The organism is Mycobacterium sp. BMJ-28, from assembly GCF_054404835.1.
This window is the reverse complement of the sequence record NZ_CM136783.1, coordinates 894,695-917,789: the sequence shown is the minus strand read 5'-3', so window position 1 is coordinate 917,789 and position 23,095 is coordinate 894,695. Positions and strand designations below refer to the sequence as shown.

The following is a 23,095-nucleotide window of genomic DNA, read 5'->3' as shown; positions in this document are numbered from 1 at the left end:
CATGCGCCTCGTCCTGATACCCGCCCTACTCGCCGTGGCGGTGCTCTGCGCACCGGTCGCCTCGGCCGCACCGCAGTGCGTCCAGACCGGCCCGACGACAACGCAGTGCTCGTCGTCCGGGCACACCCAGATCGTCACGTCCCCCCGCGCCAACAACAACGGGCCCTTCTACGGCTGGCCCTACGGTGGCGGCGGGATCATCCTCGGCCTCGGTTGAACCCCGGCCGACTGTTGACCACCGCAGGGTTTCGGCTAACCTAACTTTTCTATTCGCGATACCGGATAGAGGAGAGGGTAGCGGTGCTGCAGGATTCGCCGACGCGGGCGCGGCCGGGCTGGTATCTGCTCGGACCGGCTTTCGTCGCTGCCATCGCGTATGTCGACCCCGGCAACGTGGCCGCCAATGTCAGCGCCGGAGCCCAGTTCGGCTTCCTGCTGGTGTGGGTCATCCTGGTGGCCAACATCATGGCCGGGCTGGTGCAATACCTGTCGGCCAAGCTCGGCCTGGTCACCGGCCGGTCGCTGCCGGAGGCGGTCGCCGACCACACCCGTACCCCCACCCGGATCGCCTACTGGCTACAGGCCGAGACGGTCGCGATGGCCACCGACCTGGCCGAGGTGGTCGGCGGCGCCATCGCCCTGCACCTGCTGTTCGACCTGCCGTTGCTGCTGGGTGGCGTCATCACCGGGGTGGTCTCGATGCTGCTTCTCGCCGTGCAGAACCGGCGTGGCCAGCAGGTGTTCGAGCGGGTGATCACCGGACTGTTGCTGGTCATCGCCGTCGGATTCCTCACCAGCCTGTTCGTCGAACCGCCCGCGCCCTCCGACATCGCCGCCGGCCTGGTGCCGCGGTTCGACGGTCCGGAAAGCGTGCTGCTCGCGGCCGCCATGCTGGGCGCCACCGTGATGCCGCACGCGGTGTACCTGCATTCGGGCCTGGCCCGGGACCGGCACGGGCACCCCGAGGCCGGTGCGCCCAGGCGGCGCCTGCTGCGCATCACCCGCATCGATGTGGGGATCGCGATGCTGGTAGCCGGCGCGGTGAACCTGGCCATGCTGCTCGTCGCGGCGATCAACCTGCAGGGAATGGACGACACCGACTCTATCGAAGGGGCGCACGCCGCGGTGGGCGAAACCCTTGGCCCGGTGGTGGCGCTGTTCTTCGCGATCGGGCTGCTGGCCTCCGGCCTGGCCTCGACATCGGTCGGCGCGTACGCCGGGGCGATGGTCATGTCCGGGCTGCTGCGCCGCAGCTACCCGCTGCTGGTACGCCGACTGGTCACCCTGATTCCCGCGCTGGTGATCCTGGCCGTCGGGGTCGACCCCAGCCGCGCGCTGGTGATCTCCCAGGTGGTGCTGTCGTTCGGGATTCCGTTCGCGCTCATCCCGCTGGTCCGGCTGACCAGCAACGCGACGCTGATGGGCGCCGACGTGAACCACCGGATCACGACCGGACTGGGCTGGCTGGTGGCCGGCATCATCACCGTGCTCAACATCGTGTTGATCTACCTTACTGTGGCCCACTAGCCAGAATTGCCACTTTAGCTGCGATTTCCGGAGTATCCAGTAAGTCTGACCGCGACCCACGACGCTGTATGTCAAGATATTCATATGTCGAATACGACGCCGGACCTGGCCGCACTCCTGCCCTCCTGGCAGCTCGCACTACGCGCCGAACGCAAGTCACCGGCAACGGTGAAGACCTATACCGAGGGCATTGCGGCGTTCCTGCGATGGTCCGCCGCGACCGGCACCCCCGCCGCTCTGGACAGGACCACCGTGCAGGAATTCGTGGTGTACATCCTGGACAGCGGGCAGACCGCCAAGACAGCCAGCACCCGGCTCCTACCGCTTAAACGGTTCTCCGCGTGGTTGGTCGAAGAGGGCGAACTCGATACCGACGAACTTGTCGGCGTCAAGCAACCCAAGCTCGACCGCAAGGTTGTCAACGGTCTCACCGAGGTCCAGCTCCGTGCTTTGGTCGCTGCGTGCAAGGGCAAAGGGTTCACACACCGCCGCGATGAGGCGATTGTGCGCCTGCTGGCCGAAACGGGTATGCGGGCCGGTGAATTACTGGCTCTGCATGTTGATGACGTGGACCACCACCGGGGCATCGTCACCATTCACCGGGGCAAGGGCGGCAAAGGCAGGATTGTGCCGTTCGGTGCGCAGACCGGGCAGGCCATTGACAGGTATCTGCGGATGCGGCGCACCCACAAGTTGGCCCACACCCCCACCCTCTGGTTGGGTGCCGATGACTGGCGTGTCTTTAACTACTTCGGGTTGCGGCACACACTTAGGGCCCGCGCGGAATCCGCTGGCATCAAAGACTTTCACCCACATTTGATGCGTCACACTGCCGCCACCAGGTGGCTGGCAGCTGGCGGGTCAGAGGGCGGTTTGATGGCGGTCGCCGGTTGGTCTAACCGCGCGATGCTCGACCGGTACACCGCCGCGACGGCCTCCGAGCGTGCCGCCACCGAGGCGCGTGGGCTCGCCCTCGGTGACATCTAGGATCTGCGCCGCCGTGCCTGCGCGGACTTCAGCGCCAGCCGCCGGAAATACGCCTTCCGCGCCCACATAGCCCGCCGGGCGCGCTCCTCCGGCGTGAGCACACCATCTGGGTCTACTTCGCGTTCGAACCGGTCTAGGAATGCTTTTCGCCCGTTCGCGGTGCGGGCAGCGCGGTCCTCGGTGCGCGCCCACGATTCATATGCGTGAATCTGGCCGATCAGTGATCGTTCGTCGGGCACCACAAAGCCACCTTGTTCTCGGTAGCGGGCGCTAGTCGCTGGAGTGCGACTCCGATCACAAGTCTATGTCGGTGCGTTCACCCCGGCGACGATGCGGAACACCCACCGCCACAACACATACGCAAAAACAATCTCCTAGAAAATCCTCCGTAGCGAACCGTCCTATGCTGATCCACCTGCCCTTAGCCGCGCAATGGCAACCGGATAGATGGGCCCGAGTGCCACAAGTTCCGCCTACTAGATGTTTCTCTGACGGCTAAATTGCATCGTCAGGACGGCCCTGCGCCACACCGGGATCAACAAACGGGGAGCGCAGACTCGCCTCCCCGAGGCGGACCAACAGTCGGTGGTTGAGTGCCGAAACCCCTTGCCGCCGTTGTGAAACAATCCCACTACGCTTATTAAGCGCATCTAACGATAAGCGATCTGCGACACGCCGAGAGTCCACCGCAACCGTTGGCCAGATCGGCGTGATACTCGTGTTCGGATACCGGAACGGGCACCCGCCGCCATCTGGTCAACAGCGAGTTCCTGCTGACAGCGGCGCGGTGTACACGGAGAGACACAACCGGCAACGGTTGTGAGTTCCGCCATCCCAAACCCGTTTTTTCCCAACGGGTTACCTCTCGATGGCCGGAATACCTCTCAAGAAAGAGAACAACCCCATGCCCTACGGCACCCCACCGACGGTTACCCCGCACCCGGGTAACCGTTACCACAGCACCAAGAACACCCCTGGTCAGAGGGTTACCGGTGACGCAACCCCTAGTGTTGTGAACGGCGGTAACGCACGATGAGAAAGGACATGTACGTAGACGTTGCCGCGCACTTGGACGGCACCTCACCCGAACCAGACCTACTGCCGGTGGGTGATGACTTCAGCCTGTTCTACCCCGGGGAGTTCAACCTGGTCTATGGCGACACTGAGAGCGGCAAGACGTGGTTGTGTCTGGCCGCCGTAGTGGACGTTCTGACTGACGACGGGACCGCCGTCATCATCGACGTGGACCACAACGGTGCACTCAGCATTGTGAAACGACTGCAACAGCTTGGACTAGACCGAGACATCCTCACGGACCGCGAACGGTTCCGGCTGGCCGAACCTGCAACACATGCAGAACTCAAGAGCCTGGTTGACAGCGAGACCGCGATGAAACCCACCGTCGTGACACTCGACTCCCTCGGTGAAGTGCTCCCCCTGTTCCGCGCAAACAGCAACAACGCCGATGATTTCACCATGGTGCACACCGAGGTCATCAAACAACTGGCATGTGCCGGGTCCGCTGTGCTTGTGGTGGATCACCTTGCAAAAAACGCGGATTCACGCGAAAGAGGACCGACAGGGAGCCACGCGAAGACAAGAGCAGTAGGTGGCTTGTCCGTTCGGGTGACCGCTACACGCCCATTCCGACCCGGTGAAGGTGGAACCGCTGAACTGGAACTGAACAAGGACCGCCACGGCGGTATCCGCCGTCACTTCGCATCACCCAAACCCATCATTGGCACCTTTGAGCTTGTGGCCAAGGGTGATTCACTCGAATATCAGGTAACCCCTGGTCCGTCAAAAACAAAAGTGGACGACACCGCAGTAATGGACAACTACGTGAAACGCCTGCGCGCAACCTACAAAGAAGAAACACCGTCAGTTCGTGGTGCACGAGAATTGCTGAAGTGCTCCATGGCGCGGGCAAGCAAAGCGGTCAAGCTTGCGTACCCCGTTACTGCGGGTTGACAACCGTAGGGGTTGCACCGGCGGTAACATTCTGACCTGCGCGTTTCTCTATCGCGGGCGGGTGTTACCGCGCCACCCCGGTAACACCGGATACCAAAACCCACTGCACAACAGCGGCATCCAAAACCTGATTTGATATGCTAGTTAGTGAAGGCACTTCATTTGTGCATCTTTTCTCGCGCGTCCGCAAGGCGGATTCCCTTATGACTGAACACGGTTGGTACCGGTGCCCGGGATGCCTAACACCCGTCAGCCCATGGACGGTGCGATTGTGCAACCCATGCCGACACCGCGAAGAACTTGAACAACTCAGAGATTGGTGTGCGGACAATGGATGATGTCGTGAGGTTGCTCCAGCCGTTGCCGTCATCCCTCGGTGTCGCGCTACATCCACATGTCAACGGAGACGTGATCAGCATCGCCCTGGTGGACGCCGCCACGGGCACCCGGCACCTGGTGGTGATTGACCCCGCCACCGCCCACCAATTGGGCGCGGACCTGACCGAGGCCACCACGTCCCCAGCGGTACAAGCCCAAGCGGATGCGATCCGTGGCTCTCGCGGGCATCTGGACGGCAATACCGGGCCATCGTGACTATCGGCTACCGCCTCTGGGAACACGACGACCGCGGACAGCTACTGTCCCCGTTCACCCACGAAGCACTCCCACACGACGGCCTACACACAGCGGTGTGCAACCGACCTCACCAACCACCACACCCCGCCTGCCGCTGTGGCATCTCGTTCTATCGCGATCGTGCCGACGCCGAGACCGTCATCACGATGCTGCCCGAGCCCGACCACTACGCCATCACCTCCGGGCTGGTCATCGGGTCCGTACTCCCCGACAACCACATGTCCCCGTACCGAGTCGGTGCCGGGTGGCGCGGACTACCAACCTCATTCCGCTCCGCCGCCTACCAAGTCACCGACATCTACACCACCGCCGACGCACTCGTGTATAACGTCCCCACACACCCACGAGATGACATCACTACCTAGACCGTGCCTGGTCTGCAGTGAACCCGGACCCGAATCACGTTGCCCCGCACACAAACTCAAGCGCCGACCACGCCAACGCCCGTCAGCTACCCGACGCGGATACGACAAGGCGTGGCAACGACTCTCGGCGCGCGCCCGCAAGTTGCAACCATTCTGCGCAGACGCACACCTCGGCGGATGCCGAGGACAACTAGAAGCTGACCATACACCAGAGTCATGGCGACGCAAGGAACGCGGGCTACCAATCAGGTTGCAGGACATAACCGTTCGATGCCATCTCCACAATGTTCAAGCCGGTGCAGCTCGCGGCAGTCTCGTGACACGCACCGACTGACACGTTAAATCGTTGCAGGACAACGGCTTTGGCTTTGAATCACGCTGTGCCGCAACACATCTCGACACACCCGGGGGATAGGGGTTGACGGCCCCACCAGGGACGCCACGCTCTTAGGCAAAGTTTGAGAGACAAATGGCCCCATTGGAGTGCCGATGCTGCGCAATCGCCTGTGGCGGTGCGCATTTCGGATGTGCGTTGTTCCGTTATCTCTATATATACCAACATGATTGAGGGTCGTTGAAGTCTGGCGCGAAGGGTAGCGTCACCGCTGAACCATTGGTGTTCAAAGGGTGGCCGCTGGACCGCGCCCGTCGTCGTGAGCGGTTCATCCGTGAGTTTCTGGTGGTCCCGCGTGGTCAGGGGGCGGGCAAGCCGTTTCGCTTGCGGGACTTTCAACTGGATATTGTGCGCGGTTCGTTCGGCAAAGGTGTTCGTACATCGCTTATTTCGATCCCGCGTGCGAATGGCAAGACTATGTTGGCGGCGGCGTTGGCGTTGGCGGAGTTGTTTGTGGGTCCGCCGTCCGCCGAGGTGCTGACTGTCGCGTCGGATGCGCGTCAGGCCGCTATCACGTTGAAGTATGCCCGCCGGATGGTGGAGCTGAACCCGATGTTGTCGGAGCGGGTGCAGGTGTATGCCGACCGGCTGTACCTGCCGGAGAACGATGCGACGCTGTTGCCGTTGCCTGCGGAGCCGGGTGCATTGCACGGACATGACCCGTCGCTGTTGATCGTGGACGAATTGCACGTCGTCACCGAGGCGGTATGGGAGGCCGTCACCAGTGTGTCGGGGAAGCGGCCTGAGTCGTTGACATTGGCTATCTCGACACCGGCCAGCACACCCGACTCTGTGATGTGGCGATTGGTGGAGCATGGCCGGCGCAACGATGACCCGTCGTTTTTCTTCCGTGAGTTCGCCGCTCCGGAGGGGTGTGCGCCGGATGACCGGGAGGCGTGGCGGGTAGCGAACCCGGCTCTGTCGTGCCGTGACCCGTTCCTGGCCGAGGATGGTCTAGCCGCCGCCTACCGGACGATTCGGCTGCCGGTGTTCCAGCAGTTGCGCCTCGGGATGTGGGTGTCCTCGGTGGGTGCGTGGCTGCCGTGGGGTGCCTGGGACGCGTGTGCGGCCGAGAGGCCCATCACAGGCCGGGTGGTGTTCGGGTTCGACGGGTCCGCTTCTGGTGACTCCACGGCCCTGGTGGGCTGCACGATGGACGGCCACGTATGGCTTGAGGGCCTGTGGGAGAACCCTGGTGACCCTGATTGGCGGGTGCCGCGCGGTGAGGTGGACGCCGCCATTGCCCGCGCGTTCGACCGGTACGACGTGGCGATGCTGTGTTGCGACCCGTGGGGGTGGCGGTCAGAGATTGAGCAGTGGGCGCAACGCCACGGTGAGAAACGGGTCATGGAGTGGAACACCGCCGAACCCAAACGGATGGCTCCTGCCACCGACCGGATGTATCAGGCGGTGACCGCCGGGGTGTTGACCCACGACGGGGACCCCTGCCTGGCCGCGCATGTCGCACACGCCGTTGTCCGATCCACCCCGAACGGTGACGTGATCGTCAAAGACAAACGCGGTTCTCCGCGCAAGATCGACGCCTGCATTGCGGCCATCGTGTCCCACGACTATGCGACCTACCTATCGTCGCGAAAACCTAAGAGATACAGAGTGATTACCCGATGAGTAATGAACTGTTGCGCGAACTGTTGCAGATCCTGGACGCACCGCAGGGGTACTACGCACAGTTGCAGCGCTACGCCCTCGGGCGGCAGCCGTTGGCGTTCCTGTCCGAAGCTTCCCGGAGAGCGTTGGACAACAGACTGGTTCGCATGTCGGTGAATGTTCCGGCGTTGGCGGTGTCGGCACTGACCGAACGCCTGCGGGTGACCGGGTTCAGCGACCCCCACGTGTTCGACCTATTCACCGCCGCCGATCTGGACCAGCTGGTGGGCGAGGTCCACACCGACGCCCTCACCTATTCGCAGGGGTTTGTGCTGGTATGGGTCAAGAATGGCCGCCCGGTGGCGTCGGTGGAGTCACCGTTTCAGTGCGCGGTGTTGCGGGACCCGGCGGACCGCTCGGTGATCGCTGGCGTTAAACGGTTTTCCGACAAGGATTCCACCCACGCCTACGTCTACACCGCTGAGACCGTCGACCATTACCGCGCACCGCAGACCGGCGCGGCGGTATCTGGTTTCGTGCTGGTCGATTCGGTGGAGCACCACCTCGGGGCGGTGCCGCTGGTGTGTTTCGACAACCACCGCAGCGAGATTGACGATCTGCGCGACCTGACCGACGCACTGGTCAAAGTCACGTTGGACATGGTGTGCGCGAGTCACGCGTCAGGGCTGGGTAAGCGGTGGGTGGTCGGCGCGACGCTCGACGAGACGCCGGTTCTCGATGAGAACGGCGACCCGGTTATCGGTGGTGACGGCGAACCCGTCACGACAGTAACGACACCGTTCGATGAATCGGCCACCACGTGGGCCATCGCCGAGAATCCCGATACCAAGTTCGGCAGCTTTCCTGAGGCTCAACTCTCCGGATTTGAAACCGCTGTGCGGGTGTTGGTTTCGCAGATTCAGGCTGTCTCTGCGTTGCCTAGCCACTACTTGGGTGTGTTGCAGTCGCAACCCACATCGGCGGATGCCCTGCGGGCCAGTGAGGCGTCTTTGACCGCCCGCGCCGAGTCTAAGCAACTCCTGTTTGGGCGGTCGTGGGAACAGGTGGGCCGCCTGCTGGTCGGGGTGCAGACGAACACCGATACCGCCGACATGGCGTTGCGGGTGCAGTGGGCCGACGCCGCGACCCGTTCCACCGCGCAGGAGGTTGACGCCGCGGTGAAGTTGGTTCAGGCCGGGTTGCCGTGGTCGTGGGTGTTGAAGCGGTTGAACTACAGCGCCGATGAGATCACGGAGATTCGCGCCGCGATGCGTGCCGAGGCCCTCGACAAGCAAGGGGTGGGCCTCGACCTGGGTGAGGGTATCGAGTGACCCAAGCGGACACGTTTCAGGCCGAACTAGAGAAGCTGGCCGACGACACCGCCGCCCGCGCCGCCCGCATTGCCGGGGCGCACCGATCCAAGGCTGAACGGGTGGCCCGCCTGGTGTCTCTGCTGCAACGGTCCAACGCCACCGCGACCGCCCTGGGAGATGCGTTCACCAGCCGCCAACTAGAGGCCCTGACAGGCCACCCAACGCCTACCACGGGTGTGCTGCCCGGGGATGACTCCGAACGCCTGTTGAAGGCCGCCAGGACCGCCCTGGAGGACCGTTCCACGTCCCCGGAGAGGGTAGAGCGGTTGGCCCGGTCGGAGCCGTTGCAGACGGCACAGCAGGCCGTCACCGAGGCGATGACCGGTAAGCGGGTGGGCCGGGGCGGATACCTCGGGTGGGTGCGGCAGACGAACACCGGGGCCTGCGAATTATGTGAGCACTGGGCGCGGGGCGGACGGGTGTTCCCACCGGACCACGGCATGGCCCGACACCCCAACTGTGCGTGCGTGCAACGCCTTGTCATCTCCACCAACCGACCCAAGCAAGTGAGGAAACGTAAGTGAGCGACACCGACATCACCGACGACACCGAGGACCGGGCCGACGACACAGCAGTGCTGGACCCCGCGACGGCCGAGAAGCTAGACAAGCTCCGCCGGGAGGCCCGCAATCTCCGTGACCGTGCGCAGGCTGCCGAGGCCCGCGTGACAGAACTGGAGACGGTTCAGTCCCGCGCCGACGAGCTTGCCCGCGCCCTGTTCACCGCCCGCGTGGCCGCCACCGGCAAGGTGCAGAATCCCGCCGAAGTGCCTTTTGATGCTGATCTAGTTGACGACAGCGACGCTCTGGCCGCCGCTATCGACGCCGCGATCACTGAACGCCCATACATCAAAGCCCGCAATCTATCCGGTGACGCCGGTCAGGGTGAACGCGGCAATACTACTGGCCCTAAAGACTTTTCAGGTCTGTTCAGATAACCCATCTGTTATAATTAGTGTAGCTAAACAACCCTGGTGGTTGTTGCTGCACCTGTAGGCCCTGGTGGCCACCCCAACCTGTCCGCCCTGGTGGCGAATTCGTATTCGCTTATCAGGCAAGGACATTTCACGTGGCAGTAACCAATGCTGGCCTCCAGACCGCATTCACACCAGAAGACTACGGCGCACTGATTGACACCGTCATCGCCGAAAAATCTATCGCTTTCCAGGCCGGAACCGTCATCTCTACCGGCTCCGAAACCATCCGGTTCCCGAAGATCACCGCCGACCCCGCCGTCGGGTGGTACGCGGAGAACACACAGATCAGCTTGACCGACCCGACAACCAACGAACTGGTGGTCACACCGAAGAAGGTGGCGGGCCTCACCCAAATCTCGAATGAGGCTGCCGACGACAGTAATCCGGCGGTAGCCGAGCAGGTTGGGCGGACGCTGGCCCGGTCCATCGCGAAGAAGATCGACGCAGCATTCTTCGGCAACACAGTGACGAACGGACCGGCGGGCCTGTTGTCCCTCACGGTCAACGAAATCGACACCGACACTCTGCCCTTCACTACATTAGACCCGTTCCACACGGCGAAGGCGAACGCTCTAGCCAACGGTGCCAACATCACCCATTTCATCCTGGCCCCGGACGTAGCCCTGACGCTTTCGACTACCAAGGAACTGACCACCGGATCTAACAAGGGTCTGTTGGATTCCGTGGGTGACGGTGTGACCCTGGCCGGTGTCCCTGTCCTGGTGTCCACCGATGTGGGTGCCGGGAATGCGTGGGGTGTGGATGCATCCCAAATCTTCGTGGTCCAGCGCACCGGCACCACCGTGACCCGGTCCACCGAGGCGGCATTTGATTACGATGCAATCCAGCTTCGCGCTACTGCCCGCGTTTCATGGGGATTCGCCAACGCTGCTGGCATCGTTCGGATTTACGACACCCCCTAATGCCGACACCCGCTGAACTGTCCGCATATACCGGGCGGACCGTCACCGTTGAGCAGGCCACCGCCGTGCTGAGCGTGGTCCGGGCGATGGTGTCCGCCCACACCCGTGGGGTCGGTTTCACAAACGGTGAGCCGAACGCGGAACTGTCCGCCGTGATCCTGTCCAGCGCTGCCCGCCTGTTGATGAACACCGGCGGGTTAGAGAGTGAGCAGATGGCGGCGTTCGTGGTCCGGTACGGCGCCGAGGCATTCGGATTCACATTGCCTGAACTGGTGGTGCTCAATCGCTACCGCGTGAAAGCGAAGTAGCGCAACAATATAAGCTCCCCGCCCCGCCGTCGTCTGGTCAGTTGGCAACCATCCTTCCGGCGGCGGGCGCAGGGGATTTAGTCTCCCGGTGTTGTGAGCCGGAGATACGGGTGCCCTGACACCCGGTTGCATGTCAATGCAAAGCAGGGCCCCGGCGGTGATCCCGCCGGGGCCTTGTCGATTTTCACGCGTCCGGGTTGTCGCCCCACCCCTTCGGCACCTTGAGCAATTGCATGCTGATGCTCTGGTTGTCGGGATGCTCGGGATCGGCCGAAGCCCAGAATTTTCTTACGAAGCCGTCGCCTGCTGATAGCGGCGCTTCCTGTTTCCACTGCCAACCGTTGCGGTCTAAAAACCCGAAGCTCGTTCCGGTGGCGGGTATGTCCGAGCCACCGAGATTCGATGTCGCTGCCGGTCCTCCTGGTGGGTTCTGCTTGCGCGGTATGTGGACCACCAGTGCGTCGGGTCCCACCGTCTTGTCCTTCTTCGCCACATCCCGCTGGATACCGACCATGACGCGAACCGCCGAGTTCACACCGTCGCCCTTCTTCAGAGCTTGCCTCGCGTTCCTGACGAGCAACTTGCTCTGCTGTTCATTCATGGGAGCGCCAACAGAGTGGACACCGGCTGATTGGCCCGGCGCGATTGCGAATTTCCAGATTTCAAAATTGATCGGGTCGGCTGATCTGTAGGTCTGCATGTCCATGTTGGTCACACATGCAACGAGGGGACCGTTGTGGAATTCGTCAAAACCGGCAAGAACAATCGCGAGGCGTCTGTCGAAGTTCTTGGGGAGCTTTTTGATCTTCGGGGTTAACGCCGCGTGGAGTGCCAGCACGCCGTGCTCGAAGAGCGCATAGTCGGACAGCAGTTCGGCAATCCACTGTGCCGTTGACTCTTTCTTCTGCTGGCGGTCAAGCCGTGCAATACCGGTGAAGCCAACCGTGTAACGCTCATTCCACAGGACCCACTTGGTGTAGAAGTCATCGACCAACTCCCCTTTGCCCTTGGTCAACCGGCGGTCTGAAACCTGGATCACCCGGTCGTTGCTGAAAACCGTCTGGATGAGTGTCATCCGTAAACGCTAGATGACGAGTACGACAGTTCCGCCGTCAGCGCTGTCCGTTGATCGGCTTAATATCTCCGGGCCGTGAAAGTACACACCCACACCGAGACTCTGAGAGCCACGGAGAGCGGCGAACGCGACCAACCTGGTGTACTGGAATGGTGGGCACGATGAAACCGACAGACGACCAGGCGGTCACCTTAAAGATAGTGACCCCCACAACGCACATGTCCGACCACGTATTAGCAGGTCAACCCATAGCGCTGGGCAAGCCATAGTGTTGATCTATCTGACCGTGCGGGGCTGAATGGGCTTGTCGCACATCTATTTCGCGTACGGGTCAAACCTGTGCGTGGATCAGATGGCGCGGCGCTGCCCCGATGCCACCGACCCCCGCCCGGCGACCCTCGCCGACCACGACTGGCTGATCAACGAACGCGGCGTCGCCACCGTCGAGCCACTGGACGGCGCGCTGGTACACGGTGTGCTGTGGCAGGTCAGCGGCCGAGACCTGAACACCCTGGACAGCGCCGAGGGCGTGCCGGTGCGGTATCGGCGCGACCGTCTGGTGGTCCACACCGCGGACGGCCCGCGCGATGCCTGGGTCTATATCGATCCCCGGGTCGAGCCAGGGCCACCGCGGCCCGGCTATCTGGACCGAATCGTCAACGGCGCGCTGCATCACGGCCTGCCGCAGACCTGGATCGATTTCCTGCGGCGGTGGGACCCGGCCGGCTGGCCCCACCACGACCGCGCAGCCAAGGCGTCGGCCCCGCGGACACTCACCGCTCTGCTGGCCGATCCCGAGGTGACCGAGTCCTGCACGCTGCGCTCGCGTTTCGGCTTCCTGGCCATCCACGGCGGCGGGCTGGAGAAGATGACCGACGTCATCGCCGAACGCGCCGCGCTGGCCAGCGACGCGTCGAGCTACGTGATACGCCATCCGGCCGACTACCCGCACCATCTGGCCTCGGCGCGTTATCTGCCCGAGCAGTCCGAGCGGCTGGCGGCGTTTCTCGACCACGTCGACATCGCGGTCTCGCTGCACGGCTACGGCCGCATCGGCCGGAGCACCCAGTTGCTCGCCGGCGGTGGTAATCGCGAACTGGCGGCGCATCTGTCCCGGCACCTGGCCATACCCGGGCATCAGCTGGTCACCGACCTGGAGTCGATCCCGCGCGAACTACGCGGGCTGCATCCGGCGAACCCGGTCAACCGGCCCCGCGACGGCGGCACCCAACTCGAATTGCCGCCTCGGGTACGCGGAATCAGCCCGCGCAGCGGACTAGCGGGGGCCGACGGACTGACCCCGGCGACCTCGGCGCTGGTCCGGGGACTGGCGGCCGCGGCGCTCTCGTGGCCTGAAAAGGCTTGATGGGCCGTCGTTTCGGCGCGCTGTCAGATTCAGCACCTAGTATCACGGCATGGCCCACGATTTCCGGTTCGGCTTCAGCATGCGCGACGCGTCCTCGGCGGCATTCGTCCGGGAGGAAGCGCGCCGCGCCGAACTCCTCGGCTATGACGTCCTTCTGGTCCCTGATCACCTGGGCATCGCCGCGCCGTTCCCCGCGCTGACCGCCGTCGCCGCCGCGACCGACACCCTGCGGGTCGGGACGTTCGTACTCAACGCGTGTTTCTACAAGCCGGCGCTGCTGGCCCGCGATGTTCAGACACTGCACGACCTCTCCGGTGGCCGGTTCGAGGTGGGCCTGGGAGCGGGTTATGTCAAGGAGGAGTTCGACGCCGCCGAATTGCCGTTCCCCGGTGCCCGCCAGCGCATCGAATACCTGGAGCACGTCAGCGCCTATCTGGCCGAGCATGTTCCCGGTGCACCGATCGTGATCGCCGGCGGCGGCGACCGGCTGCTCACCGTGGCAGCCAAGTGGGCCACCACCATCGGCGTCACCGGAGATCTGGCCGGCCGGGTCGAATTCCTGCGCGGCGTCGCCGGCGACCGCTTCGACGACCTGGAACTCAACGTGGCCATCACCGCGGTGCCCACCGACGGCTCGGGAGTCCCGGACCTGAAGATGACGCGGCGATTCGCCCCGGACGCCACCGACCAGGAACTGCTGGAGAGCCCCGGAGTGCTGTCCGGGACGATCGCCGACCAGGCAGCCAAACTGCGCCGGCTGCGTGCCGACTACGGGGTGACCTATTTCGTGGTGCAATCGGCCCATGCCGAGGCATTCGCGGCGGTCATCGCGGAACTCCGATAGCCGTCACAGCCCGTCGGCCAGGTGGTAGTACACGGCGTTCCACCGGAGTTCGCGCTGGAAGTCGTGCGTGCTGGTGCCGGCCCCGATGTTGAGCAGTTCGGTGCCGGTCATCATCGCCAGGTCGCGGATGGAGGCCACCGGCACGGCGGTGGTCAGCACCGTGTGGTGCGGGCCGCCCGCCATCAGCCAGGTCTCTGTCGAGGTGGACCAGGACGGCAGCGGCTCCCATACCGCACATGCCACCGGCAGGCTCCGTAGCGGCGCCGGGGGTTCGACCACCCGGACCTCGTTGGCGATCAACCGAAATCGGCCACCCACATCGCAGATGCCAAGCACGACAGCATCTCCGGGTTGCGCGGTGAAGCGTAGCCGCACCGGATCCTCCCGGCCGCCGATACTCAACGGATGCGCTTCGGCCGTCGGCGTACCCGAGGCGATGCTGGGACACACCTCCAGCATGTGCGCGCCGAGGATGGTCTCGGCCCCCGGGGTCAGGTCATAGGTGTAGTCCTCCATGAACGACGTACCGCCCGGCAGGCCGACACCCATCGTCTTGACCGCCCGGACCATGGCCGCGGTCTTCCAGTCCCCTTCGGCGCCGAATCCGTATCCGTCGGCCATCAGTCGCTGCACGGCGATGCCCGGAAGCTGCCTCAGCCCACCGAGATCCTCGAAATTGGTGGTGAATGCGCTGAACCCACCGTCCTCGAGGAACTGGCGCAGGCCGATCTCGATCCGCGCGGCTTGGCGCAGCGCGTCGTGCCGGTCGGCGCCACGCCGCAGATCCTCGGCCACCACATAGCGGTCCTGGTATTCGGTGACCAGCTTGTCGATATCGGCATCCGCCGCGGCGTTGACCGATGCCACCAGATCGTTGACCGAATAGGAGTTGACCGACACGCCGAATCGCGATTCGGCGGCCACCTTGTCCCCCTCGGTCACCGCGACATCGCGCATGTTGTCGCCGAACCGGGCCAGCCGCATCCCGCGCAGGTCGCCTGCGGCCAGCGCCGCACGCGCCCACGAACCGATCCGTGCGGTGGTGTCGGGGTTGTCCACGTGCCCGGCGATGGTGGTCCGCGGGACCGACAGCCGGGTTTGGATATAGCCGAACTCACGGTCCCCATGCGCCGCCTGGTTCAGGTTCATGAAGTCCATATCGATGGTGTCCCAGGGGATCTCGATACCGAACTGGGTGTGAAAGTGCAACAGCGGTCGACGCAGCGCGTTGAGCCCGCGGATCCACATCTTGGCCGGCGAGAAGGTGTGCATCCAGGCGATCACACCCACGCATTCGTCGCTGGTGCTCGCCTCACTGAGCAGTCGGTAGATGGAATCACCGGTGGTCACCACTGGCTTCCACACCACGGGCACCGGAAGGTGCGCGCTGGCGTCCAGCCGGTCGGCGATCACGCGGGACTGCTCGGCCACCTGGTCCAGAATGTCCTGGCCGTACAGTGACTGACTACCGGTGACGAACCAGATCTCTTTGTTCTCAAGCGCGTTGGGCATCAAGATTCCTTCTGACCGTAGACATTCTGGTAACGCTCGTACAGCCCGGTGATCACCGGTGCCGACAACTCGGTAGGACTGCCGAGCTGCCTGCTGATGTAGGCGGTGCGGGCGACGTCTTCGAGCATCACCGCAGCTTTCACCGCCGACGTGGGATCGGGCCCGATGGTGAACGGCCCGTGATTTTGCATCAGCACGGCGGCCGAGCGGCTGTTGCGAAGGGTGTCGACGATTCCCCGTCCGATGGAATCGTCGCCGATCGGCGCGAACGGTCCCACCGGCACCTCGCCGCCGAACTCGTCGGCGATCATCGTCAGGATGCACGGAATGGGCTCACCGCAGGCCGCCCACGCGGTCGCATACGTCGAATGGGTGTGCACCACACCGCCGACCTCCGGCATATGCCGGTACACATAGGCGTGCGCGGCGGTGTCCGAGGAGGGCGCGAACTCGCCGTCCACCAGGGCACCGTCGAGATCGCAGACCACCATGTGTTCGGGCGTCATCGAATCATAGGAGACGCCAGAGGGTTTGATCACCATGAGGTCCTGTCCCGGCACCCGCGCCGAGATGTTGCCTGCGGTCCAGATGACCAGCTGATACCTGGTGAGCTCGGCGTGCAGATCGCATACCTGCCTGCGCAGATCCGCGACGGTGCGGGAGAGGTCCGAGGTGACGCTCATTGTGCGGCCCTCGCCATCTCCGGTTGCCCGGCGGCGGCGCGGATGGCCCGCAGTCTGCGCATCATCGGATTCCCTCGGCCGAACCAGTCGTGCAGCGCCACGTATTCCGCGTACAACGCGTCATACCGGGCGGTGTTCTCCGGAATGGGCATGAACGCTTTCTTCGTGCGCCCGCCCATCCGTGCCGAAGCCGTCGGCACATCGGGGTAGAAATCGGCCGCGGCAGCGGCGTGGATGGCCGCACCGAGTGCGGGCGCCTGCGCCGATGTCACGCAGGACAGCGGCAGACCGGTCACGTCGGCGTAGATCTGCATCAGTAGCCGGTTCTTGATCAGCCCGCCGGCGACCACCAGTTCATCCACCGGAACTCCCGCGCGGTCGAAGGTTTCGACGATCATCCGGGTTCCGAACGCGGTGGCTTCCAGCAGCGCCCGGTACTGGTCCACGCAGGTGGTATCCAGCGTCTGTCCCACGATCACGCCGGACAGATGGTGGTCGACCAGGACAGAGCGGTTGCCGCTGTGCCAATCCAGGGCCACCAAACCGTGCTGACCGATGCTCTGCTCGGCCGCAAGGACGGACAGGTGCTCGTGTAGCGACTCACCACGCTCACGCGCCGCCTGCGAATACCGCTCGGGGACACAGTTTTCGGTGAACCAGGCGAAGATGTCGCCGACGCCGGACTGGCCGGCCTCATAACCCCACAGTCCCATCGTGATTCCGCCGTCGACGACTCCGCACATACCCGGAACCTCCCGCAGGACACGGGAATTCATCACATGGCATGTCGACGTGCCCATGATGGCCACGAGCCGCCCCGGTTCGGCCGCGTCCGCCGCCGCGACGGTGACGTGGGCGTCGATGTTTCCGACGGCCACCGAAATACCCGCAGGCAGTCCGGTCCATGCGGCGGCCTGCTCGGTCAAGGTGCCCGCGGCAGCGCCCAGCGGCGCGATGGTCCGCGCCACCTTGTCGGTGACGAAATCGGCGAAACCGGGGTGGAGTGCGGCCAGGAAATCACGGGACGGGTATGCGCCGTCCTGTCGGATGGCCTTGTATCCCGCGGTGCTGACGTTGCGCACGTACTGTCCGGTGAGCTGCCAGACGATCCAGTCGGCGCCCTCCACCCAACAGTCGATCGCGGCGTAGACCTCCGGGTCCTCCTCCAGGATCTGCAGTGCCTTGGCGAATTCCCATTCGCTGGAGATGAATCCGCCGTAACGCGGCAGCCACGCCTCGCCACGGACCGCGGCCAGGGTGTTGATCCGGTCGGCCTGGGGCTGCGCGGCGTGATGCCGCCACAATTTCGCGTAAGCGTGTGGCCGGTCGGCGAATTCGTCCAACTGGCATAACGGTGTTCCGTCCGCGCGTGCCGCGACCATGGTGCAGGCGGTGAAATCGGTGCCCACCCCGATCACGTCGGCGGGGTCGATCCCGGCCGCTGCGACCGCCTCGGGCACCGCGAAGCGCAGCACGTCGACGTAGTCCTCTGGCACTTGCAGCGCATAGTCCGCGGGCAGCCGGACGGCGGCGCTGACCGGCAGGACATCGGTGATCACCCCGTGCCGGTACACATGTTCGGCGGCGGCCAGTTCGTGACCGTCGGCGACCCGCACCACCAGGGCACGCCCCGACAGCGTCCCGAAGTCCACGCCCACCACGTATTTGTCGGCGCTCATCGCCTCGGCCCAACCCACAGATGGCCCATCGGAACCAGCCTTCCCACTCCTGTGCCCTGCATCACACCGCCGATGTTAACGTGAACATTCTGCATTGGTCAACGCACCTTCTGCCTTATCGGAGGGTTGACCTCGCCGAAAGTGATCGTTAACATCAGCCAGTGTGACCTCCGCCACTTTCCCGGCTGATCGTCATCCGAACCATGCGTGTCCGGTTGCGCGCCGTCGCCCGGCACATTCCAGAACGAGAAGGAGTCGGGTGTGAGAAAAACTCTCGCCGCAGTCATCGGCATCGTCGCCGTCGCCGCCACCGTGGCAGCCTGCGGCAGTGGTAAAGCACCCGGCGGTGGCGCCGGCGGCGGAAATGCCGGCGGCCAGGTCAGTTTGGGCTTCGCCCAGGTGGGCGCCGAGAGCGGATGGCGCACCGCCAACACCGAGTCCATCAAATCCGCGGCGCAGGCCGCAGGGATCGATCTCAAGTTCGCCGACGCCAATGGCGAACAGGAGAAACAGATCTCGGCACTGCGCTCGTTCATCCAGCAAGGTGTCGGCGTGATCTCGTTCAGCCCGGTGGTGCGCACCGGCTGGGACGCCGTGCTGCTGGAGGCCAAGAATGCCAACATCCCGGTGATCCTCACCGACCGGGCGATCGACACCCAGGAGAAGGACCTGTACAAGAGCTTCATCGGCGCCGACTTCATCGACGAGGGCCGGCGGGCCGGCAGATGGGTGGCCGACCAGTACCCGGCTGCACCCGGCCAGGTGAACATCGTCCAGCTCGAGGGCACCACCGGCGCGGACCCGGCGATCGACCGTAATACCGGTTTCCGGGACGGTATTTCGTCCAACCCGAACCTGAAGATCGTCGCTTCGCAGACGGGCGATTTCACCCGTTCCGGCGGCAAACAGGTGATGGAGGCCCTGCTGAAGTCGACCCCGAAGATCGACGTGGTGTTCGCGCAGAACGACGATATGGGGCTGGGCGCCTTGGAGGCGATCGAAGCCGCGGGCAAGGTTCCCGGTAAGGACATCAAGATCGTGGCGATCGACGCCACCCGGGACGGGATGCGGGCCCTGGCCGACGGCAAGTTCAACTTCATCGTCGAGTGCAACCCGCTGCTCGGCCCGCAACTGATGGACATGGTGAAGAAGGTCGCCGCGGGCGAGCAGGTGCCCGCGCGTGTCGTGACACCCGACGAAACCTTCGACCAGCAGCAGGCGATCAAGGTTCTGCCGGCGCGTCAGTACTAGACCGGCGGCCATGAACCACCCGATTCCAGCACCCGCCGACGCATCCGTGGTGCGGATGCGTGACATCTCCATCGAGTTCCCCGGCGTCAAAGCGCTTGACGGGGTGGACTTCCGGCTGCTCCCCGGCGAGGTACACGCCTTGATGGGCGAGAACGGCGCGGGCAAGTCCACCCTGATCAAGGCGTTGACCGGGGTCTACCCGGTCGACTCCGGTGACATCCTCATCGACGGTGTCCCGCGGTCGTTCGCCGGACCGCGCCAGTCCCAGGAAGCCGGCATCAGCACCGTCTATCAGGAAGTGAACCTGTGCCCCAATCTCTCGGTGGGTGAGAACATCCTGCTGGGCCGGGAACCGCGACGCTGGGGCCGAATCGACTATCGCGCTCTGCACCGCAGCGCCGCCGATCTGCTGTCGGAGCTGGAACTCGACATCGACTCCCGCTCTCGGCTGGGTTCCCATCCCATCGCGGTTCAGCAGCTGGTGGCGATCACCCGGGCCACGGCCTGCCACGCCCGGGTGCTGGTGCTGGACGAACCCACCTCCAGCCTGGACACCGGCGAGGTCGCCGAACTGTTCGGCGTGATCCGCAGGTTGCGTGACGCGGGCACCGCGATCCTGTTCGTGTCGCACTTCCTGGACCAGATCTACGCCATCGCCGACCGGATCACGGTGTTGCGCAACGGACGGCTCGTCGGTGAGTATCCGACGGCCGAACTGCCCAGGGTGGATCTGGTCACCGCCATGCTGGGACGGGCCGTCGGCGCACTCGACGAGGTGGCCGACAACGCCGCCCGTGCCACCGTGGATGTCACGAGCACACCGGTGCTGTCCCTCGACCGGTTCGGCCGGATGCCCGAGGTGGCGCCGGTCAGCCTGGACATCCACCGGGGCGAGATCATCGGGCTGGCCGGCCTGCTGGGCTCCGGGCGCACCGAACTGGCCCGGCTGATCTTCGGAGCCGACCGGGCCACCTCCGGAGCGCTCAAGGTGAACGGCGTTCGGGCCAGCGTGCGCACGCCGCGTTCGGCCATCGGGCACCGGTTCGCACTCACCTCGGAGAACCGCAAGGACGAAGGGGTTTTCGGCGAGCTGACGGTGCGCGACAACCTGGTGCTGGCACTGCAGGCGCGGCGCGGTTTCGCGCGGCCGCTGTCGGCCAGGAGCAAGAACGAACTCGTCGACAAATACATGGCGGCCCTGGATATCCGGCCCCGCCGGCCCGACACGTTGATGAAGAATCTCAGCGGCGGCAATCAGCAGAAGGTGCTGCTGGCACGCTGGCTCATCACCGAGCCGGTGTTGTTCATTCTCGACGAGCCCACCCGGGGCATCGACATCGGCGCCAAGACCCAGATCCAGCAACTGGTCACCGACCTGGCGGCCGACGGGATGGCGGTGGTGTTCATCTCGGCCGAACTCGACGAGGTGACCAGGGTTTCGCATCGCATCGTGGTGATGCGCGACCGGCACAACGTCGCGCAGGTGGAGGCGCACCACGACGTCGACCTGACCGGGTTGATCGCGGCAGGTTCCCCGTGATCAAGAAAATCACCGCGCACCAACTGTTCTGGCCCGCCCTGGCGCTGGTCGCCTTGCTGGCCCTCAACGCCGCCCTCTCCCCCGGCTTCCTCAGTGTGCGGATGCAGAGCGGGCACCTGTACGGCAGCATCATCGACATTCTGCGCAACGGCGCGCCGATCCTGCTGGTGGCACTGGGGATGACCCTGGTGATCGCCTCCCGTGGGATCGACCTGTCGGTCGGCGCCGTGGTGGCCATCGCCGGATCGATCGCGTGTGCCCACATCGCCGCCTCGCCGCACCCGGAAAGCCCCGGCACCGTCCTCACCGCGATGGCGTTGGCCGTGTTGGCCTCGTGTGCGCTCGGCTTGTGGAACGCCACTCTCGTTGCGCTGCTCGGTATTCAGCCCATCATCGCCACGTTGGTGCTGATGACAGCCGGCCGCGGAATCGCGCTGCTGGTCACCGAAGGGCAGATCGTCACCGTCACCAGCGCGCCGTTCAAGATGCTGGGCGCCGGGTATGTCCTCGGCCTGCCGGTGGCCATCCTGGTCAGCCTGGTGATCTTCGTCGTCATCGCCGTGCTCACCCGCCGCACCGCACTGGGCATGCTCCTGGAGGCCGTCGGGATCAATCCCGAGGCCAGCCGGCTGGCCGGAGTGCGCAGCCGCACCATCGTTTTCGCGGTGTATGTGTTCTGCGCCGTCTGCGCGGGAATCGCCGGGCTGATGATCGCGTCGAACATCTCCGCGGCCGACGCCAACAACGCCGGGCTGTGGATCGAGATGGACGCCATCCTCGCGGTGGTGATCGGCGGAACGTCACTGCTGGGTGGTCGCTACAGCCTGACCGGAACCCTGCTGGGTGCGCTGATCATCCAATCCCTGACCACCACCGTGTACACCCTGGGGATCCGCCCCGAGGTCACCCTGGCGTTCAAATCCCTTGTCGTCGTGGCAGTCTGCCTACTGCAGTCGGCCAAGTTCCGCGCGGCGATCACCCGCAGCACCCGACGGCGCCGTCCTGCCGGGACCGCGGGCGTCCCCCCGGCGCAACCGGCTCCCCCCAGCGAGACGAAGGTGCACGCATGACGGCGACCCTGGCCGTGCCACCCACCCCCGGCGGTGACGTCAAGACGCGAATCCGGCGGCTGGCCGGCAGCCGGTTCACCGGCCCGCTCACCACCGTGGCGCTGTTCGTGGTGATGTTCTCCGGTGTTTTGGTCCGCTATGATTTCGCCAGTCCCACACAGGTTTTCCTCAACCTCTTCGTGGACAACGCCTATCTCATCGTGCTCGCGGCGGGTATGACGTTCGTCATCCTCACCGGCGGCATCGACCTCAGCGTGGGTTCGGTGGTGGCGCTCTCGACGGTGATCCTGGCCAAGACGCTGCAGCTGGGCTGGCCCACCCCGCTCGCCCTGGGCACCGTCATCTTGGTCGGCCCGGCACTGGGATTCGTGATGGGTGTGATGATCGAGCACTTCGACGTGCAACCGTTCGTCGCGACACTGGCCGGCATGTTCGCCGCCCGGGGGATGTGTTACGTCGTCAGCGTCGACTCACTGCCCATCAGGGATCCGGCCATGCGCACCCTCGGGCTGCACTACCTGTACGTATACGACGACAAGTTCATCCGCTGGCCGGTGGTGATCGCCGCGATCGTGCTGGCCGTGGCGCTCTACGTGTTGCACTGGACCCGGTTCGGCCGAACGGTGTACGCGGTCGGCGGCAACCGGCAGTCGGCCCAGTTGATGGGCCTGGCCGCCGGCCGCACCCGCATCTCGGTGTATGTCATCAGCGGATTCTGCGCGTCGCTGGCCGGCATCCTGCTGGCCGTGCAGAAACTGTCCGGCTACAGCCTCAACGGGGTGGGTTTGGAACTCGACACCATCGCCGCCGCCGTGATCGGTGGTGTCGTGCTGGCCGGCGGGGTGGGCTACGTCGCCGGCGCGCTGATCGGGGTGCTCGTCCTGGGCACCATCGAAATCTTCGTCACCGCCGAGAACCTGGATTCCTACTGGACCCGCATCATGACCGGCGCCTTGTTGCTGGTGTTCGTCTTGGTGCAGCGTGTCCTGGCGCGGCCGACGTGATGA

22 protein-coding genes are annotated in these 23,095 nt (G+C 64.6%); 17 read left to right on the top strand and 5 right to left on the bottom strand.

Annotated elements, in window-relative coordinates:
- The first annotated feature begins 1 nt into the window (after position 1).
- The 3 genes from ACXPWS_RS04590 (at position 2) to ACXPWS_RS04580 (ending at position 2,514) form a co-directional block, all read left to right on the top strand.
- Complete coding sequence (locus ACXPWS_RS04590) at positions 2-217, top strand: hypothetical protein (protein WP_458711303.1); 216 nt, start codon at positions 2-4, stop codon at positions 215-217.
- Between the two features lie 83 nt (positions 218-300).
- Complete coding sequence (locus ACXPWS_RS04585; protein ID WP_458711302.1) at positions 301-1,527, top strand: Nramp family divalent metal transporter; 1,227 nt, start codon at positions 301-303, stop codon at positions 1,525-1,527.
- Positions 1,528-1,611: 84 nt separating this feature from the next.
- The gene (locus ACXPWS_RS04580) at positions 1,612-2,514 is read left to right on the top strand and encodes a tyrosine-type recombinase/integrase (RefSeq protein WP_458711301.1); all 903 of its coding nucleotides are present in this window, start codon (positions 1,612-1,614) and stop codon (positions 2,512-2,514) included.
- Here the strand turns inward: ACXPWS_RS04580 and ACXPWS_RS04575 are convergent.
- A complete protein-coding gene (locus ACXPWS_RS04575) occupies positions 2,511-2,753 on the bottom strand; it encodes a hypothetical protein (protein WP_458711300.1) in 243 nt (80 codons plus the stop codon). The genes ACXPWS_RS04580 and ACXPWS_RS04575 overlap by 4 nt on opposite strands.
- A gap of 793 nt (positions 2,754-3,546) precedes the next feature.
- Between ACXPWS_RS04575 and ACXPWS_RS04570 the strand changes: the two genes are divergently transcribed.
- The 8 genes from ACXPWS_RS04570 to ACXPWS_RS04535 all read left to right on the top strand — a co-directional run bounded on the left by ACXPWS_RS04570 (position 3,547) and on the right by ACXPWS_RS04535 (position 11,068).
- Positions 3,547-4,485 carry an AAA family ATPase gene (locus ACXPWS_RS04570; RefSeq protein WP_458711299.1) on the top strand — a complete coding sequence of 313 codons (939 nt, stop codon included), beginning with the start codon at positions 3,547-3,549 and terminating at the stop codon, positions 4,483-4,485.
- A 342-nt stretch (positions 4,486-4,827) separates the two neighbouring features.
- Complete coding sequence (locus ACXPWS_RS04565; protein WP_458711298.1) at positions 4,828-5,079, top strand: hypothetical protein; 252 nt, start codon at positions 4,828-4,830, stop codon at positions 5,077-5,079.
- Between the two features lie 1,023 nt (positions 5,080-6,102).
- Positions 6,103-7,509 carry a terminase large subunit domain-containing protein gene (locus ACXPWS_RS04560; protein WP_458713413.1) on the top strand — a complete coding sequence of 469 codons (1,407 nt, stop codon included), beginning with the start codon at positions 6,103-6,105 and terminating at the stop codon, positions 7,507-7,509.
- A complete protein-coding gene (locus ACXPWS_RS04555) occupies positions 7,506-8,819 on the top strand; it encodes a phage portal protein (protein WP_458711297.1) in 1,314 nt (437 codons plus the stop codon). The genes ACXPWS_RS04560 and ACXPWS_RS04555 overlap by 4 nt, the downstream gene beginning before the upstream one ends.
- Positions 8,816-9,385 (top strand): hypothetical protein, encoded by a 570-nt coding sequence (locus ACXPWS_RS04550; RefSeq protein WP_458711296.1) that lies wholly within the window; start codon positions 8,816-8,818, stop codon positions 9,383-9,385. The genes ACXPWS_RS04555 and ACXPWS_RS04550 overlap by 4 nt, the downstream gene beginning before the upstream one ends.
- Complete coding sequence (locus tag ACXPWS_RS04545; protein ID WP_458711295.1) at positions 9,382-9,798, top strand: hypothetical protein; 417 nt, start codon at positions 9,382-9,384, stop codon at positions 9,796-9,798. The genes ACXPWS_RS04550 and ACXPWS_RS04545 overlap by 4 nt, the downstream gene beginning before the upstream one ends.
- A 131-nt stretch (positions 9,799-9,929) precedes the next feature.
- On the top strand, positions 9,930-10,760 hold the full coding sequence (locus ACXPWS_RS04540) for a phage major capsid protein (RefSeq protein WP_458711294.1): 831 nt from the start codon (positions 9,930-9,932) through the stop codon (positions 10,758-10,760).
- On the top strand, positions 10,760-11,068 hold the full coding sequence (locus ACXPWS_RS04535; protein WP_458711293.1) for a hypothetical protein: 309 nt from the start codon (positions 10,760-10,762) through the stop codon (positions 11,066-11,068). The genes ACXPWS_RS04540 and ACXPWS_RS04535 overlap by 1 nt, the downstream gene beginning before the upstream one ends.
- 184 nt (positions 11,069-11,252) lie before the next feature.
- On the opposite strand, the gene ACXPWS_RS04530 is transcribed toward ACXPWS_RS04535, so the two are convergent.
- Positions 11,253-12,143 (bottom strand): hypothetical protein, encoded by an 891-nt coding sequence (locus ACXPWS_RS04530; RefSeq protein WP_458711292.1) that lies wholly within the window; start codon positions 12,141-12,143, stop codon positions 11,253-11,255.
- Positions 12,144-12,441: 298 nt separating this feature from the next.
- On the opposite strand from ACXPWS_RS04530, the gene ACXPWS_RS04525 reads away from it, so the two are divergent.
- A complete protein-coding gene (locus tag ACXPWS_RS04525) occupies positions 12,442-13,509 on the top strand; it encodes a poly-gamma-glutamate hydrolase family protein (protein WP_458711291.1) in 1,068 nt (355 codons plus the stop codon).
- Between the two features lie 49 nt (positions 13,510-13,558).
- Positions 13,559-14,353 carry a TIGR03621 family F420-dependent LLM class oxidoreductase gene (locus ACXPWS_RS04520; protein ID WP_458711290.1) on the top strand — a complete coding sequence of 265 codons (795 nt, stop codon included), beginning with the start codon at positions 13,559-13,561 and terminating at the stop codon, positions 14,351-14,353.
- 3 nt (positions 14,354-14,356) lie between these two features.
- Here ACXPWS_RS04520 and araA read toward each other — a convergent pair whose 3' ends face one another.
- Genes araA through araB form a run of 3 tightly spaced genes read right to left on the bottom strand, consistent with a single transcriptional unit; the run spans position 14,357 to position 18,227 of the window.
- A complete protein-coding gene (araA, locus tag ACXPWS_RS04515) occupies positions 14,357-15,865 on the bottom strand; it encodes an L-arabinose isomerase (protein ID WP_458711289.1) in 1,509 nt (502 codons plus the stop codon).
- Complete coding sequence (locus ACXPWS_RS04510; protein ID WP_458711288.1) at positions 15,865-16,548, bottom strand: L-ribulose-5-phosphate 4-epimerase; 684 nt, start codon at positions 16,546-16,548, stop codon at positions 15,865-15,867. The genes araA and ACXPWS_RS04510 overlap by 1 nt, the downstream gene beginning before the upstream one ends.
- Positions 16,545-18,227 (bottom strand): ribulokinase, encoded by a 1,683-nt coding sequence (gene araB / locus ACXPWS_RS04505; RefSeq protein WP_458711287.1) that lies wholly within the window; start codon positions 18,225-18,227, stop codon positions 16,545-16,547. The genes ACXPWS_RS04510 and araB overlap by 4 nt, the downstream gene beginning before the upstream one ends.
- Before the next feature lie 261 nt (positions 18,228-18,488).
- On the opposite strand from araB, the gene ACXPWS_RS04500 reads away from it, so the two are divergent.
- Genes ACXPWS_RS04500 through ACXPWS_RS04485 form a run of 4 tightly spaced genes read left to right on the top strand, consistent with a single transcriptional unit; the run spans position 18,489 to position 23,092 of the window.
- Positions 18,489-19,478 (top strand): ABC transporter substrate-binding protein, encoded by a 990-nt coding sequence (locus ACXPWS_RS04500; protein WP_458711286.1) that lies wholly within the window; start codon positions 18,489-18,491, stop codon positions 19,476-19,478.
- 10 nt (positions 19,479-19,488) lie between these two features.
- On the top strand, positions 19,489-21,018 hold the full coding sequence (locus ACXPWS_RS04495; protein WP_458711285.1) for a sugar ABC transporter ATP-binding protein: 1,530 nt from the start codon (positions 19,489-19,491) through the stop codon (positions 21,016-21,018).
- A complete protein-coding gene (locus tag ACXPWS_RS04490; protein WP_458711284.1) occupies positions 21,015-22,088 on the top strand; it encodes an ABC transporter permease in 1,074 nt (357 codons plus the stop codon). The genes ACXPWS_RS04495 and ACXPWS_RS04490 overlap by 4 nt, the downstream gene beginning before the upstream one ends.
- Positions 22,085-23,092, top strand: a complete 1,008-nt coding sequence (locus tag ACXPWS_RS04485; protein WP_458711283.1) for an ABC transporter permease subunit — start codon at positions 22,085-22,087, stop codon at positions 23,090-23,092. Before ACXPWS_RS04490 ends, ACXPWS_RS04485 begins: the two co-directional genes overlap by 4 nt.
- Positions 23,093-23,095: the final 3 nt, after the last annotated feature.